The sequence below is a fragment of the Chryseobacterium sp. TB1-D10 genome, from assembly GCF_059803555.1.
The window spans coordinates 76,264-91,771 of the sequence record NZ_JAPFHB010000010.1; the positions used below are offsets into that span (position 1 = coordinate 76,264).

At 35.5% G+C, this 15,508-nt stretch carries 13 protein-coding genes and 1 tRNA gene; 9 read left to right on the forward strand and 5 right to left on the reverse strand.

Annotated features, from left to right (window positions below):
• The first annotated feature begins 98 nt into the window (after positions 1-98).
• The 3 genes from OPU68_RS14515 to OPU68_RS14525 all read left to right on the forward strand — a co-directional run bounded on the left by OPU68_RS14515 (position 99) and on the right by OPU68_RS14525 (position 2,657).
• Entirely contained in the window at positions 99-1,742 is a 1,644-nt protein-coding gene (locus OPU68_RS14515) for a tetratricopeptide repeat protein (RefSeq protein WP_498474680.1), read from the forward strand.
• A gap of 83 nt (positions 1,743-1,825) precedes the next feature.
• Positions 1,826-2,548: a bacillithiol biosynthesis deacetylase BshB1 gene (gene bshB1 / locus OPU68_RS14520; RefSeq protein ID WP_498474681.1), complete on the forward strand. Its 723-nt coding sequence runs from the start codon at positions 1,826-1,828 to the stop codon at positions 2,546-2,548.
• Positions 2,549-2,581: 33 nt separating this feature from the next.
• Positions 2,582-2,657, forward strand: a tRNA-His gene (locus tag OPU68_RS14525).
• 230 nt (positions 2,658-2,887) lie between these two features.
• Here OPU68_RS14525 and OPU68_RS14530 read toward each other — a convergent pair.
• The 3 genes from OPU68_RS14530 to OPU68_RS14540 all read right to left on the reverse strand — a co-directional run bounded on the left by OPU68_RS14530 (position 2,888) and on the right by OPU68_RS14540 (position 6,263).
• Entirely contained in the window at positions 2,888-4,336 is a 1,449-nt protein-coding gene (locus tag OPU68_RS14530) for a serine hydrolase (RefSeq protein ID WP_498474682.1), read from the reverse strand.
• 290 nt (positions 4,337-4,626) lie between these two features.
• Positions 4,627-5,016, reverse strand: coding sequence for a hypothetical protein (locus OPU68_RS14535; protein WP_498474683.1), 390 nt, complete (start codon positions 5,014-5,016; stop codon positions 4,627-4,629).
• An 11-nt stretch (positions 5,017-5,027) separates the two neighbouring features.
• Positions 5,028-6,263: a dicarboxylate/amino acid:cation symporter gene (locus OPU68_RS14540; RefSeq protein WP_498474684.1), complete on the reverse strand. Its 1,236-nt coding sequence runs from the start codon at positions 6,261-6,263 to the stop codon at positions 5,028-5,030.
• A gap of 341 nt (positions 6,264-6,604) precedes the next feature.
• On the opposite strand from OPU68_RS14540, the gene OPU68_RS14545 reads away from it, so the two are divergent.
• Positions 6,605-7,429 carry a UDP-2,3-diacylglucosamine diphosphatase gene (locus tag OPU68_RS14545; RefSeq protein ID WP_498474685.1) on the forward strand — a complete coding sequence of 275 codons (825 nt, stop codon included), beginning with the start codon at positions 6,605-6,607 and terminating at the stop codon, positions 7,427-7,429.
• A gap of 14 nt (positions 7,430-7,443) precedes the next feature.
• Entirely contained in the window at positions 7,444-8,412 is a 969-nt protein-coding gene (locus tag OPU68_RS14550; protein ID WP_498474686.1) for a glycosyltransferase family protein, read from the forward strand.
• On the opposite strand, the gene OPU68_RS14555 is transcribed toward OPU68_RS14550, so the two are convergent.
• Positions 8,409-11,120 (reverse strand): outer membrane beta-barrel protein, encoded by a 2,712-nt coding sequence (locus OPU68_RS14555; protein WP_498474687.1) that lies wholly within the window; start codon positions 11,118-11,120, stop codon positions 8,409-8,411. The two genes, OPU68_RS14550 and OPU68_RS14555, sit on opposite strands and share 4 nt — an antisense overlap.
• 279 nt (positions 11,121-11,399) lie before the next feature.
• Here OPU68_RS14555 and OPU68_RS14560 point away from each other — a divergent pair, with 279 nt between their 5' ends.
• Together OPU68_RS14560 and OPU68_RS14565 are read left to right on the forward strand one after the other, a co-directional pair.
• A complete protein-coding gene (locus OPU68_RS14560) occupies positions 11,400-12,287 on the forward strand; it encodes a DUF72 domain-containing protein (protein WP_498474688.1) in 888 nt (295 codons plus the stop codon).
• Positions 12,288-12,380: 93 nt separating this feature from the next.
• Positions 12,381-13,085: a T9SS type A sorting domain-containing protein gene (locus OPU68_RS14565; protein ID WP_498474689.1), complete on the forward strand. Its 705-nt coding sequence runs from the start codon at positions 12,381-12,383 to the stop codon at positions 13,083-13,085.
• A 63-nt stretch (positions 13,086-13,148) separates the two neighbouring features.
• Here the strand turns inward: OPU68_RS14565 and OPU68_RS14570 are convergent, their stop codons facing one another.
• Entirely contained in the window at positions 13,149-13,445 is a 297-nt protein-coding gene (locus OPU68_RS14570; protein ID WP_498474690.1) for a hypothetical protein, read from the reverse strand.
• A gap of 160 nt (positions 13,446-13,605) precedes the next feature.
• Here OPU68_RS14570 and glyA point away from each other — a divergent pair, with 160 nt between their 5' ends.
• A complete protein-coding gene (gene glyA, locus OPU68_RS14575; protein WP_498474691.1) occupies positions 13,606-14,874 on the forward strand; it encodes a serine hydroxymethyltransferase in 1,269 nt (422 codons plus the stop codon).
• 63 nt (positions 14,875-14,937) lie between these two features.
• On the forward strand, positions 14,938-15,420 hold the full coding sequence (locus OPU68_RS14580) for a regulatory protein RecX (protein WP_498474793.1): 483 nt from the start codon (positions 14,938-14,940) through the stop codon (positions 15,418-15,420).
• Positions 15,421-15,508 lie beyond the last annotated feature (88 nt).

The following is a 15,508-nucleotide window of genomic DNA, read 5'->3' on the forward strand; positions in this document are numbered from 1 at the left end:
TATTTAACAGAAGATTTAAAGTTTAATTTATATTTTGGTCTAAATATTGTCGATAAAACCAAAATTTATCAGTTAAGAAAATGAAAAAAGAGAATAGAATGAATTTATCAAAAAAAATTGTTGTTACAGCTGCGGTAGGCTTTTTTACTAGTTTTAGTTTTGCACAATCTGTACAAGATGGGATCAACTTTGTAGACAGCCAAAAATATGCGAAGGCAAAACAAAATTACACAGACCTTATTAATCAAAATCCTAAAGAAGCAAGCAATTATTTCTACTTAGGTAATACATATTTAACACAATTCGACCCGAACTTTGATCTTGCAACAGAGAGTTTTAACAAAGGTCTTGCTGCTGATCCTAAAAGTTATTTGAACAAGTTAGGTTTGGCTGCTGTCAAATTAGGAAAAGGAGATAAAGCTGCAATTACAGAAATCCAGCAAATCGTAAAAGATTCAAGAGAGAAAGATGCAGAGGTACTTTTCAGAGCTGGAGAGGCTTTGACATTATTCGAAAAGAACAGTTCTCCTGATCTTGCGATCACCTACCTGAATAAAGCGGTTGAGAAATCTCAAAAAGCAGGAGTTCCAGCTAATTACTATTATGCTTTAGGGGATGCTTACAGAATCAAAAAAGATCCGGGTAATGCAATGACTGCATACGATAAAGCAGAAGCTGTAGCAAAAAATAAAGCTTCCGTTTATACAAGAAAAGGAACACTTTGGATTGCTGCTCAACAATGGCAACAAGCGAAAACAAACATCGATAAAGCAATTGCTGTAGATCCAACTTATGCTCCGGCTTACAAAGCTTTGGCAGGTTTCAATATCAAATATCAGAAGAATGCTGAAGCAACTCAGAATTTGATCAACTATACAAAGTATGCGGATGAAGATCCTTACACTCAGTTAGAAATTGCAAAACTTTATTTTACTAATGAAGATTATGCTAATGCAAAAACAACTTTAGATTCTGTTTTTGACAAAGTAAACGATCCTATTAAGCACAAATTAAGAGCTTACATTTTATACGGAGAAGCGAAATATGCGGAAGCTAAGCAAAGTATGGATACTTTCTTATCTCAGGCAGATAAATCCAGAGTACAAGCTTCAGACGAGGGTTTACAAGGTTTGATTGCAGCCGGACTTGCTAAAGACGAAAAAGATGCAGCTAAAAAAGCGGAATTGGAAGCTATTTCTAAACAAAAAGTAGCATTTGCAAAAACTGCTAAAGATGAAACTCTAAACTGGGACGAAGAATTAGCAAAAATTAAAGGCGGACTAGTTGGTATTTCAGCCGATGCAGCCGGAACATCTCCGGAAATTGAAGCTTTGAAAGCTAAAGTAGCTGCAAATGCGCAGGATACAGATGCACTTTATAAATTGGCTCAGGCTTATCAGGATATCAAAAACTGGAATGGTGCAATTTTAACTTGGCAAAAAATGATTACGCTTCTTCCAACTTGGGAGCCGGCTTATTATAGCCAGGGTTATGCTTATCAGCAATCGGGAAGTCAGGAATTAGCTTCAGCGGCTTACCAGAAGTATATTGACACTTTGATGGCAAAACCAGCAGCCGATCAGGAAGCTAATAAAGAGACTATGTCTTATGCTTACTTTGCTATTGCTTTTATAGCAAAAGACAGCGATAAAGAAAAGGCTAAAGCTAATATTGCAAAATCATTGGCACTTAATCCAACTTATGCTGATGCACTTGCATTACAAAAGACACTTAATCAATAATCTAAAATATTGAACAACTGAAACTTCCCAATCCATAAAATTGGGAAGTTTTGTTTTATTAATTTTGTATAAATATTTTGAATATGAAATGTGATATATTGGCTATTGGTGCGCATCCGGATGATGTAGAGTTAGGCTGTGGCGGAACTATCATCAAATTAATTTCTGAGGGAAAAAAAATTGGAATTATAGATCTTACCGAGGGCGAGCTGGGAACCAGAGGTACTGCCGAAACCAGAGCTCAGGAGGCTACAGATGCAGCAAAAATAATGGGAATAAGTGTAAGGGAAAACCTAAAACTCAAAGACGGTTTCTTGAACAATTCCGAACTTTATCAACTGAAAATTGTAGAAAAAATAAGAAAGTACAAGCCGGAAATTGTTTTAGCTAATGCAATAGATGACCGACATCCAGATCACGCCAAAGCAGCAAAACTGATTTCTGATGCATGTTTTCTTGCCGGACTAAAGAAAGTTGAAACTTTTGATAATAAAGAATTGCAGGGCGTCTGGAGACCTAAACATATCTTCCATTATATCCAGTGGAAAAATGTTGTGCCAGATTTTGTAATGGATATTACAGGATTTCTTGATCAGAAAATAGAAGCATGTTTGGCTTACAAAACACAGTTTTATAATCCGGAATCTAAAGAACCAATAACACCTATTGCAACAAAAGATTTCTTAGAAAGCCTGACCTACAGAGCACAGGATTTGGGTAGGTTGTCTGGGGTCGAATTTGCAGAAGGTTTCACGACAGAAAAATTGATAGCAATCAAAAATTTTGAAGGAATTATTTGCAATTAAACGATAAAGTACTATATTTGCACACGCAAAAACGGTGATTGTAGCTCAGTTGGTTAGAGCGCCGGATTGTGGTTCCGGAGGTCGGGGGTTCGAGACCCCTCATTCACCCACAGAGTAAAAGCATTTCATTATTTTATGAGATGCTTTTTTGTTTTTAAGTCCTATCCTAATATGGAATTATGAAGAGTGAAGACTTATTAATGAAATAAGAATAAGTCTAAAGTAAATTTTATGACAATAAAAATTGTAATTATTTAATTTTCCCAACGCTAACTGTCCTTCCTACTTACTCATTACCAACGTTACCAAAGCATCGGAGTCAAAGTTAAAAAATTGCTTTTAATCAACTTTGATTGTCAGATTATTATCATTAGGATTTCCATTGGTATTGAGTGCGCTGTAAGGCGTGGAGAGCCAGCCATTTTTGTTCATCACAAATCGGAACTCATACGTTTTTCCTTTCTCGAATTGAGATTTTGGCAAAACCAATTCAAACGTATTCTTGTCCTTTAAAACCATTTGATAAGCTGTATTCCCAGAATTCCAATCATTAAATGAACCAGCAACAGCCATCTTTGTTATCGCTTTGGCGTTTAAATCTTTAGGAATTTTGTACGTGAAAATCACTTTATCTTTCTCAATGTGATAACCATAAATTTCCTTTTTGACATCAAGCTTTTTTATAATATCTGAAGAAACTGATTCTTCTCTTGACCAATACGGATTAGCTAATTGTTTATCAATCAATCCTGCAATGTGGTTGACGATAAAATACAGAGGCGGGAAAGCATTGTATTTGTAACCGTTTGACATAAAAATGATAGACAAATCATTATCAGGAAATAGACTGTAAGCACTTACATTTCCGCCGGAAAAACCGTAAGACATTATGTTTCCTGTTTTGGTGATTTCCCAGCCGTGTGCAAAAACATCTTGTTTATTGGTGTAATCAAACGGTTTCCACATCAGCTTTTTCATCTCGTCTTTCAGGAATTGATTTTTATCCAAATGGATGCTCCATTGCAGAAAATCGGGAAGGGAAATTGCCAGTCCATTCGCAGGGTGAGCTCTCAAACCTCCAACGTGCGTGGATTTTTTATACTGTTTCAGAGAATCATTATATCTGTAAAACTGAATGCGATTCGGGATTTCTTCAAGAGAATTGGAATTGAATATGATTCTATTCGTAGCATCAGAAAACTGATTTTTCAAAACATAATCTTCAAATTTTTGTCCAGTAATTTTTTCGATAGTCATCGCCAAAAGCAGATAATTGGTCTGATTATAACTATACTGATTTCCCGTCTCGAATTCCATTTTTTCTTTGGATAGTCGTTCAAAAACTTCAGCATTGGAAAGATTGGTGGGTAGGTTGTTTCGTTCAAAATCCGGAATGCCAGATGAATGCGACAGCAGATTCTTGATTTTCACATCTTGCCATTCTTTTGGAAGATTGTCAACATACTTCGAAATTTTGTCTTCTAAAGAAAGTTGTCCTTTTTCAATCAGTTGGAAAACAGCAACATTGGTAATCAGTTTTGTGGTAGAATAAACTCTGAAAAGAGAGTTTGAATCCACTTTTTTATCAGATTCCAAGTTTTCTCTGCCGTAATATTTTTGAAAAATGATTTTATCATTTTTTACAACGCCAACCGCCAAACCCGGAATCTCGTAAGTTTTCATCACTTCGGTCAGGTAATTGTCGATTGATTTTGTTTGTTCTGTTTTTTGGCAAAATCCTGAAAATGAAAGACTTAAAAAGAATAGAATTAAGAAAGATTGTTTCATTAGTTATCGGTTTACGACATAAGGACAATTCTGACCTTGGATTTATTACATCTAATTTCGAAAAATTTAAGATTTGAATTTTCAGGAGCCGGGAACCTGCTGTCCGTTACAATTCCTCGCGCCTTGCTTTTCCCATAGCTTGCTGTGGGATTTCCACTACCATCAGGGCTAGGGATTTCCACTTCTATTTAGTTAAAGAACCTAAATTAGAATTTATCTATGAATATTAAATTTAAAATCAAAATCACTGCAGTTTCCTTTTGGAATAAAAACCAAAGAATTACTATCTTTTACAAACTTAGTATCGTCGAATTTCCTAAAAAATTTTTTGATGTTTTTGGCCGACAATTTATGATTGTAGTTTCTATAAAAGGTTTTACCAAAATTGCTTGTTCGTCATTACAACTTTGTAAAAAATTGTTGACATACAAACACTCGTTCGGAAAAACAGAATTTAAAATCAAAGTATCTTCTCGAATTTCCCATTTCCCATTGGAATTACTATTTGAAAAGTCATTTTTTTCAACATATTCAAAAGTGTGATTTTTAGAGAAAGTGATTTTAGCTTTAGAATATGGTATTCCATCTATAATCCAAGTTCCAACGAATTCATCAGGCTCAATATTTTTCTGACAACCGAATAATAACATTAAAATGAAAAAAGATAAGATTGTTTTCATCTAATTGATGCTTAATTCTCCAACTGCCCTTCCCACTTACTCACAGCAGAAGTAGCCAAAGCATTACCCAAAACATTCGTTATACTTCTTCCCATATCACAGAAATGGTCGATTGGTAAAATCAACGCGATTCCTTCTACTGGAATATCAAACATTCCACAAGCAGCGACGATGATTACCAAACTTGCTCTCGGAACGCCTGCAATTCCTTTACTGGTCAACATCAAAACCAAAAGCATTATGATTTGTTGTCCTAATGGCATATCGATGCCGTAAATCTGTGCAATGAAAATCGAGGCGAAGGTCATATACATCATACTTCCGTCCAGATTGAAGGAATATCCCAAAGGCAAAATAAAAGAAACAATCCTGCTGTTGCAACCAAATCTCTCCAATTCTTCTACCAATTTCGGAAAAACAGCCTCTGAACTCGTAGTGGAAAATGCAATCAACAAAGGCTCTTTGATTCTTCTCAATAATTCAAAAAGTCTGTTGCCAAGTATCATATATCCAACTAATAGAAGTACCAGCCAAAGAATGGCGAGCGCAAAAAAGAAATCTCTCAAATAAATGGCGTAAACTTTGAAAATCTCAAAACCATTCGTTGCCACCACCGCAGAAATAGCTCCGAAAACACCCAACGGCGCCACCCACATAATGTAGCCTACCATTTTCAAAATGGCGTGGGCAATAATATCCAAACCTTTGATAACTGGTTTCACATAATCTTCGCCCATCGCAGAAAGCGCAATCCCGAACATCACGGAGAAAACCACGATTTGCAGAACTTCATTAGTAGCAAAAGCCTCGAATAAACTTTTCGGAATGATGTGCGTCACAAAGTCTTCCGCAGAAAATCCTTTGCTGTTTTTCACAATGTCAGAAGCGGACGACACATCCTGAATTGGAAGTTGTGTCACGTGACCAGGTTCCAGCCAATTCACCAAAACCAAGCCAATTGACAAGGAAACTAATGAAGCTGTTATAAACCAAAGCATCGCCTTCGTCCCAACACGTCCGACCATTTTGATGTCGCCCATTTTTGCAATTCCTACAACCAAAGTTGAGAAAACCAACGGTGCGATAATCATCTGAATCAATCGGATAAAAACCGTTCCCAGCAATTTGATATTCTTAGCGAATTCCTCTTTTGATTCGGGGTAACTGGTGTGGACAATTCCTCCTAAAGTGACGCCCAAAACCAATCCAATGATAATTGCGATAAACAGTTTATTCTGACCTTTCATAACTTTTTATATAATTTTTAAATATTTTGAGTACAAAGTTCATGGCGATTTAAATCTTTTTAGCGAAGCGACTTTGTGACCCTAAAGCAGTTTCAATTTCAAAAAATCCTTGTGTGCTTAGTGTTTAAATTCCAACATCGAAAGACTCAATGTAAATTGTAACTGAACAAAACTAATATTTTTGAGAGAATATCCGCTTATTTTTTAAATTAATATTAAGACAATCAGAAAATTCATCCGTTTCGCACCATCAAATATAAAATAGCATTCACGCACAGTTCAAATTAGAAATCGTTCTTTGTATAAATCTGATTGTGAATGAAATTGCCCTTAATCTAAATATGAAAAGAGATGTTGAAATTGTCATTATTTCTGATGTCCATCTTGGAACTTACGGTTGCAAGGCGAAGGAATTGCTGCGTTATCTCAATTCCATCCGTCCGAAAACTTTGATTCTGAATGGGGACATCATCGATATCTGGCAGTTCAAGAAATCTTATTTCCCGAAGTCTCATCTCAAGGTTGTCAAAAAACTGATTTCATTTGCGACCAAAGAATCGGAAGTTTTTTACATCACAGGCAATCACGATGAAGCATTCCGGAATTTCACCGATTTTGAATTGGGAAAACTGAAGTTGTGTAACAAACACGTTCTGAAATTGGGCGACAAGAAAGCATGGATTTTTCACGGTGATGTTTTCGATGCGTCGGTTCAACATTCCAAATGGATTGCAAAGTTGGGCGGACAAGGTTACGATTTGCTTATTGCCATCAACAATCTCGTGAATTGGTTTCTTGAGAAAATTGGTAGAGAGAAATATTCATTCTCAAAAAAGATTAAAAATAATGTCAAAAAAGCCGTGAAATATATCGGCGATTTTGAACTGACGGCTTCGGAACTGGCAATAGAAAATAACTTCGATTATGTTATTTGCGGCCACATTCATCAACCTCAAATCCGAGAAGTGATTGGCAAAAAAGGAAAATGTACTTATCTGAATTCCGGCGATTGGGTGGAAAATCTATCCGCTTTGGAATATCAAAATGGTGAATGGAAACTCTTTGTCTATGAAAATGAAAAACATACTCTAACTGATGAGGAACCAGAAGAATTAAAAGAAATGAATAGTGAGGAACTGATGAAAATCGTGACTCAAATTATATAAAAAAACACAAATTAATGAAAGTATTATACGCCTTCCAAGGCACTGGAAACGGACATCTCGCAAGAGCTCAGGAAATCATTCCAATCCTCAAAAAACACGCATTGGTAGACACTTTGATTAGCGGACATCAGACGCAATTGAAGTCAGATTTTGATATCGATTACCGTTTCAAAGGCGTGTCTTTACTTTATAATAAAACAGGCGGATTGTCTTATAAAAAGACGTTTCTGGAAAACAATTTTTGCAAAGCGGCGAAGGTTATCAAAGATTTGGATTTGTCTGCTTATGATTTGATTATCAATGATTTTGAACCATTGACAGGTTGGGCGGCGAAACTGAAGAATCTTCCAATTGTGGAACTCAGTCATCAGGCTTCTTTGACTTTTAAAGAGACACCGAAACCTGAGAAGAAAGATTGGTTGGGAAGTTTGATTTTGAATAGTTATGTGCCGTGCAAAAAGAAAATCGGTTTCCATTTTGAGAACTATAATTCACACATCAAAAAGCCTGTTATCAGGCAAAAAATCCGCAATCTGAATCCAACAAATCAAGGACATTATCTGGTTTATCTTCCAAGTTTTTCGGATGAAGTGATTACTAATTTCCTAACGAGAATTGATGTTCAGTGGAAGGTTTTTTCCAAATATGCGAAACAAATTCAGAAGTTCAATAATGTGGAGATTTTCCCGATTGATGAGAAGAAGTATCTTGAAATGTTTGAATCTTGCGAAGGAATCCTTTGTAACGCCGGCTTCGAAACACCTGCGGAAGCCATGTTTATGGATAAAAAACTATACGTAATCCCAATAGAAAATCAGTACGAACAGGAATGTAATGCTTTTGCGCTCGACAAAATGGGCGTTGCCAATTCGGCCAAGTTGGATTCGACAAAAATCAGAAACTGGATTAATTCTGAGAATTTGATTGAGGTCAATTATCCGGATAATATTGAAAGTATTTTGACGAAAGAGGTTTTGTATTAAGATTTACTGCCACCAATTTTATTGAATTTAAAAATCAAAGTCAGCATAAAATAACGTCTCAAAATCAATTCTTCCTTATCTTCCACATAATTGTCGCCAATCGTTCGTGTGATATTTTGACGCTGATTCAGCAAATCATAAACTTTGAATTTCAGCATCATCTGCTTCTTATAAAACTGATAAGTCAGACTTGAATTCCAGAAATAAGAAGCTCGGTTGAATCCTGCAGAAATGTTCGAATTGTTCGCGTACCGGAAGTCATTTTCCCAGAAAAGGTCTTTCTTCAGGAAATAATTGGTTGTTCCAATATTGACCGTTTGGTTGGCAATTTTCGTTTTATCAAGACTGTAATTGGTGTAATGCGAATAGGAATAATTGATTCCGAATGACGAACGAACATCCATAATATCTTTCCAATTGAGCGTCACATTCAATCTCGGAAAAACGGTGTAAACATCATTTGTAAACATTGTTCCATCTACGAACCCTTTTCTATAGCTGTAACTTGTGGAGAAAGTTGGCGCAATTCTCAAACGGTTCCCGTTCCATTTGTAGCTTTTTGAAAACGACGTGTTGAAGTTTGCACGCTTGTTTCCACTGATATTTACGAATGTGCTAAACTGTTTTCCAGACGCAACATCAAAATTAGAAAAATCTACAATATCATTATTAGTATAACTGAAATTCATCGTAGCGAAAAAGTTAATTCCTCTCGCAACGTCATTAGAATTATAATTAATATTTGTAGAGTTTTGCCAAGTACTTTTCAAATTTTCATTTCCTTGGACGATACTTAATGGATTTGAAATGTCAATAAACGGATTTAGTTCCATTGCCGCCGGAATTATGTAATTGGCGTTGTTCGTAATTCTCAGGCTCTTGCTTTTCGTGAATTTATATTGAAAAATCAAACTATATTCGGGAAGCACAAAATTCTTTTTGAGCGGAATATTTTCGTGATTGTAAATGGAATTAAGGTCAAGCTTTGAATAATTAAGATTCGCACCAGCACGGAAAGTCAGTTTTTCTTTATTGAGGTTATAATTGATTTCAGTATTCAGGAAATCATTATTTTGATTTAATGTATTAGATAATAGTGAATTATAATTTGAATATTGATTTGAATCGGTATCAAAATCATTCACGATTCTTTCATTACTCAAATCTTGGTGGTCAAAATTCATTTCCAAAGAAACCGTCGCTGAGTCAGAAATCGGTTCAAAATATTTAAAATCGGCTCCAAACGTATTTCTGGAATTTTTGGTTTGAGAAAACTGATTTCTATAATCATTATCTTCCGGCGTTTGGAAAAATAAAGTTTCCTGAAGATTGTAATTCCGGTTCACACTTTGCGCAAATGTATTATTGATGGACGCCGAAAGTGACCGTCTTTCATTTTTGAATCGCCTCGTCAAACCAATCGTCGGACTGAAGTTGTTATTCTCAGAATTTCCTCTCACAGAACTTTTGCTGCTGTTAAGATTCTCGTCATCTCTCAACGTAAAAGTATTACTGTCGCTAACATTATCAACCGAAGTATTTGCAAAATTGGCAGAAATCGTAACGTCTGTCAGCGAATCAATTTTAATATTGGCGTCCGAACTCGCATTGAATTTCCGCGTGTCAGAATTCCCATTTCGTTCCGAGTTTTTATCTAATTTATAATCCGGCAGAAAAGTGGTCCTCGAGGTTTTGGAATACGTTTCCAGGTTGCTGTCATTGTATTGCAGACTGAGTTTTTCCAAGTCCAGTTTGTCACCGATTTTATCTGCATAATTAATTCCAATAATCGAAGTTCGCATAATTCCCGTGTTGACGGCACGACCATTCACAGCAGAATTTTTACTCTTGGTTCCGCTGTCAAAAAAACTATCGACGGAAAATCCTGTTGTGTTGATATTGTTGGAAGCCGCAATCAAAGCGATATTTCTGTCCTTTTGGAATCTCGTCATAAAAAGATTGCCTTCATAACGTTTGTTGCTTCCGTAGCCGAGACTCAGATTGTTGAGATTTCCTTTGTTATTTTTTTCATCAATGTTGAAGTTGACTGTCATACTATCGGATTTCGGCGTTCTTCCGGTGAATTCTTCTTCCTTGGTTTTCGACGTTGTGAATTGGATTTTCTTGATGATATCTGCCGGAAAAGTCTGTAAAGCGATTGTTCCGTCCTTATTGAAAAATGGTTTTCCGTTGATGAGAATTTTGTTGACAGGTTTCCCATTGATGGTAATTTTTCCGTCTTCATCAGTTTCTACACCTGGAATTTCTTTTAGTAATTCATCAATTTTCGCATCAGGTTTTACTTTCAGATAAGATGCTGTGTATTCAACAGTGTCTTTTTTGATTTTGACAGGCGAAACTGTAATCTGAACTTCTTCGATATTCGTCACCAGATCTTTTATCAATTTAATATTCCCAAGATTTTCATCTTTATTAATGATATCGAATTTTTTAGAATAAGTTCTGAGTTTATCGCCTGAGATTTGAAGAAAAGAAGGTTCTTTTTGTTGAGGAATTTTGATTTCGAAACTTCCGTTTTTATTGGTTCCGGTAAAGTTGATGATGGAGGAATCTTTTTGTTTGATGAGAGAAACTGTTGCGTTTTCTATCGGATTATTAGTGTCATCATTTACTTTCCCACTGATGCTGTAGGTTTGGGCGTTCAGTCTTAAAATTATAAAAATAAAAAGGAAACAAAATTTCTTCATTCAGGTAGTTTAGTGAAAGTTATATGATAATTAGTTGTTGGGAGTTAGATCGAAAATACAAGAATTGTTAAATCCTAAAATAATATTTTTTCCAACTGGCAAATATAATGTTAGATTTTTAAGGATCTGGACTTTCATTGCCAATACATTTCAGAAAATACATTTTTCAAGTTGGAATAGTACACTTCAAAGTTTAATTGTCTTCTTTTAATAATATCAATCGTGATTTCAGAAAACTTTCCATAACTTTAAGCTTCCAATCAAAAACTTTGAACTCCAATGAAATTCGGACAAGTTGCAGATCCTTCGCAGATAGATTTTACATTGCCAAAAGACCATCCTCAGACCAAATTTATTCTCGAGCAGAATAAAAAAGGGCTTGATAATATCTCCATCGGCTGTGCAAAGTGGAACAAGACGGATCTCAAAGGTTTTTATCCAAAAGGAACAAAAGATGAGTTGACTTATTATTCCACGCAGTTCAATTCGATTGAGTTGAATGCCACATTTTACGGAATGCCAACTGCGGAACAAGTTCAAACCTGGAAGGAGAAAACGCCGAAAGATTTCAAATTCTTTCCGAAAATTACCAACACTGTTTCCCATTTCCGGAGATTATTAAATATCACAGATGTTGTCACGCAATTCGCTTCGGCAGTTCTTAATTTCGATGAAAAGTTGGGAATGGTTTTTCTTCAGCTTCACGATAATTTTAAACCGAAAGATTATGAGCGATTGGAGAAATTTGTAAAAGATTGGCCAAAAGAAGTTCCATTAGCAATTGAACTCAGAAATACGAAATGGTTTACGGACGAAGAAGTTTTCAACACCGTTTGTGAATTATTCGAAATGAATCAAATCACCAATATCATTGTTGATACTGCTGGAAGACGAGATATGCTCCATATGAGACTCACCACACCAAATGCTTTTATCCGATACGTTGGTGCCAACGCAGACAGCGATTATGAAAGATTGGAAGACTGGCTGAAACGATTGACCAAATGGAAGAAAGAAGGACTTCAAAACCTGTATTTCTTCGTGCATCAAAATATTGAGAAAGCTTCGCCACTTTTATCAGCACATTTGATTGAGAAAATGAATGAAGAATGGAAAACGGATATTCACGTTCCTACAATGGCAGACGGTCAGCCTACTTTATTTTAAATAAAATCAAATAATAACCTATTATTTTTAAAAATTGTTTTAACATATTTCTTTTTTCGTCGCATATAGTTTGAGTATTGCTTGAAAAATAAAATGAAACATTTCTACACTTTGATCCTGGCTTTCGTAAGTCTATTCCATTATGCTCAAATTACTGATCCGCAAATCCTTGTTGGCAGAGATTGGCGTTTATTCAAAATTACTTCAGGCTCAACCGAATATCTGCCACCGACAACTGTGCCCATTCTACAATCCCAAATGCTTTATAGTAATGAGAAATATTATTTCTATCCAAGATATTACAATGCAGGAACCTGCTATATGACTTTCACGAGCAATGAAAATTCTTTTACTTATCAATACAGCCAGTTTCCGTTCATCTATGACGGCGAAAACAGTGAAGCTGTGAATGCTTATGATGTCAGAATGTTAGATTTCTATAGACTTTATGTAGGGCAAAAATACAGCTACGACTATTCAAAAAGTAATAATATAGAATATTTGACCATTACAAATCCAGCGGGAGACAAAATGTATTTTAGAAATACAAATCTGCTGTCTACATCGGAAATTGGAAAACAAACTTATCAAGTATATCCAAATCCGGTACAAAATATCCTGAATATTCAAGGGCAGGAAAAGATTAATTCAGTTACCATTATTGATGTTTCAGGAAAGATTGTCAAGGAGCAGAAATCTAATAATGATACAGATAAAATCAATCTTGAAAATCTAACATCAGGAACTTACTATCTCAAAATTAATGATAATAAAGCGCAGAAGATTATTAAACAATAATAAAAGCAAAAGCCGGAACGATTAAGAGTCCGGCTTTTTTTATTGTTAAAATTGACTTTGTTCTTAAGCCAAAAACTTCAGCTCTTTATCCTTAAAATTATTTTTTTCAACCAACTTATGCATCGCTTTCATCGTTTTCTTACGAAGTTTTGCAAGGATGCGGACGTTTTTGTCCTCGCTGTAATCAAAGATATTGTCTTCGAAGGAAAAGACATCACCTTTTTTGAAACTGATGTTGTTTTCTTTCAGCTCTTTCAGAAGCATCAGGTTGGTCATTACTTTCAGAGAAGTGCTTTCGGCAGCTTCCATATATTTCAAAGATTTAAGGAGTTCTTTTTTATATTTTTTCTTAGAATTCATATTGTAGATATTTATTATTTTTCAAAGGTCAATGTTATCGCTTGATACTAATTGGGGGTTTAACTTCCAATACAAAGCGATTTTATTATATAAATGTTAATTGGCGAAAGTTATAAAAATATCTTCAGAATTTCTTATTTTTGGCAAAAATAAATCTAAAATGCAAGATCCGATTTTCGACCTTATTGAAAAAGAAAGACAAAGACAAACCCACGGAATAGAACTCATTGCTTCGGAAAATTTTGTTTCCGAAAATGTGATGAAAGCGATGGGAAGTGTACTCACAAACAAATATGCAGAAGGCTATCCGGGCAAACGTTATTATGGCGGTTGCGAAGTGGTAGATGAGGTAGAAAATCTGGCGATCGACAGAGCAAAAGAACTTTTCGGGGTAGATTATGTGAATGTGCAACCACATTCCGGTTCTCAGGCGAATGCTGCTATTTACCTTTCTATCCTGAAACCGGGTGACAAAGTGATGGGAATGGATTTGTCTATGGGCGGACATCTCACGCACGGTTCTGCGGTTAACTTTTCTGGAATCCAGTATCAGGTTTGTTCTTACGGCGTGCAGAGAGAAACCGGTTTGATTGATTATGATCAAATGAGAGAAGTAGCTCTTCGTGAAAAGCCAAAAATGCTTATTGCAGGGTTTTCAGCTTACTCCAGAGATTTGGATTATGCAAAATTCCGTGAAGTGGCAGATGAGATTGGCGCCACACTTTGGGCGGATATTGCACATCCGGCCGGTTTGGTTGCAAAAGGTTTGCTTAATGATCCTTTCGCACATTGCCACGTTGTTACAACTACTACTCACAAGACTTTGAGAGGTCCAAGAGGCGGAATGATTATGATGGGTAAGGATTTTGAAAATACTTATGGACATAAAACACCAAAAGGCGAAACAAAATTAATGAGCGCAGTTCTGGACAGCGCAGTTTTCCCAGGAATTCAGGGTGGTCCTTTGGAACATGTGATTGGAGCGAAAGCGGTTGCATTTGCAGAAGCAATTGATTCGAAATTCGAGGTTTATGCTAAGCAAGTTAAAGCTAACGCTCAAGCTTTGTCTAAAGCAATGGTAGATAATGGTTTCGAAATCGTAAGTGGAGGAACGGATAATCACTTGATGCTGATTGATCTTCGTAATAAAAACGTAAACGGAAAAGAAACTGAGAAAGCATTGGTAAAAGCAGATATCACTTGCAATAAGAATATGGTTCCGTTTGATGACAAATCGCCATTTACAACTTCCGGGATTCGTCTCGGGACTGCTGCCATCACGACAAGAGGTTTGAAGGAAAACGATATGGAAACTATTGCAAATCTTATTTCTGAAGTTGTTGACAATATTCAAAATGAGGAGGTTTTGGGTTCTGTTAAAAAGAAAGTTAACCAATTAATGGAAGGTCACGCTCTTTTCAATTATTAATAAAATCAAACTATAATAATGTAAAGAATGGACAATTCGTTCATTCTTTTTTATTTGAATCCGATGGAGAAAAAATCTTATACTTTTGATGAGATCAAGCAAAAAATGGTAAACTATTGCGTTTACCAAGACAGATGTCACGCTGAAGTGGAGCAGAAGATGAGAGATTTTCTGTTGATTCCGGAAGCGAAGGATGAGATTTTTTTGTATTTGATTAAGGAAAATTATCTTAATGAAGAGCGTTTTACGAGAAGTTACATCCGAGGGAAATTCTATATCAAACATTGGGGAAGGAATAAAATCAAGATGAATCTGAAGCAAAAAGGCATCAATGAAAAACTGATTGCGAGTAGTATGGATGAAATTGACGATTCTGACTATGAAAAAGCGCTTATCAAACTTTATCAAAATTATTTTTCTACTCAAAAAGGGCTGAAAGATTACCAGAAAAAAAGCAAAACAATAAGGCATCTTTTGTCTAAAGGTTATGAGTATGACGTTGTTGTAGAGATTTTAAAAGATGAATTAAATCCAACATTAAATTAAATTAATATAAAATATACATAGTGATATTGAAAATAATTTCTTAAAATAAATAAAAAATTCTTAATTTCGTCCCAAATTTGAAGAACTA

What these genes read in the sequence shown, in the direction of transcription:
- OPU68_RS14515 (WP_498474680.1), top strand. Translation starts at nt 99, where the DNA reads ATGAATTTATCAAAAAAAATTGTTGTTACAGCTGCGGTAGGCTTTTTT.
- bshB1 (WP_498474681.1), top strand. Translation starts at nt 1,826, where the DNA reads ATGAAATGTGATATATTGGCTATTGGTGCGCATCCGGATGATGTAGAG.
- OPU68_RS14530 (WP_498474682.1), bottom strand. Translation starts at nt 4,336, where the DNA reads ATGAAACAATCTTTCTTAATTCTATTCTTTTTAAGTCTTTCATTTTCA.
- OPU68_RS14535 (WP_498474683.1), bottom strand. Translation starts at nt 5,016, where the DNA reads ATGAAAACAATCTTATCTTTTTTCATTTTAATGTTATTATTCGGTTGT.
- OPU68_RS14540 (WP_498474684.1), bottom strand. Translation starts at nt 6,263, where the DNA reads ATGAAAGGTCAGAATAAACTGTTTATCGCAATTATCATTGGATTGGTT.
- OPU68_RS14545 (WP_498474685.1), top strand. Translation starts at nt 6,605, where the DNA reads ATGAAAAGAGATGTTGAAATTGTCATTATTTCTGATGTCCATCTTGGA.
- OPU68_RS14550 (WP_498474686.1), top strand. Translation starts at nt 7,444, where the DNA reads ATGAAAGTATTATACGCCTTCCAAGGCACTGGAAACGGACATCTCGCA.
- OPU68_RS14555 (WP_498474687.1), bottom strand. Translation starts at nt 11,120, where the DNA reads ATGAAGAAATTTTGTTTCCTTTTTATTTTTATAATTTTAAGACTGAAC.
- OPU68_RS14560 (WP_498474688.1), top strand. Translation starts at nt 11,400, where the DNA reads ATGAAATTCGGACAAGTTGCAGATCCTTCGCAGATAGATTTTACATTG.
- OPU68_RS14565 (WP_498474689.1), top strand. Translation starts at nt 12,381, where the DNA reads ATGAAACATTTCTACACTTTGATCCTGGCTTTCGTAAGTCTATTCCAT.
- OPU68_RS14570 (WP_498474690.1), bottom strand. Translation starts at nt 13,445, where the DNA reads ATGAATTCTAAGAAAAAATATAAAAAAGAACTCCTTAAATCTTTGAAA.
- glyA (WP_498474691.1), top strand. Translation starts at nt 13,606, where the DNA reads ATGCAAGATCCGATTTTCGACCTTATTGAAAAAGAAAGACAAAGACAA.
- OPU68_RS14580 (WP_498474793.1), top strand. Translation starts at nt 14,938, where the DNA reads ATGGAGAAAAAATCTTATACTTTTGATGAGATCAAGCAAAAAATGGTA.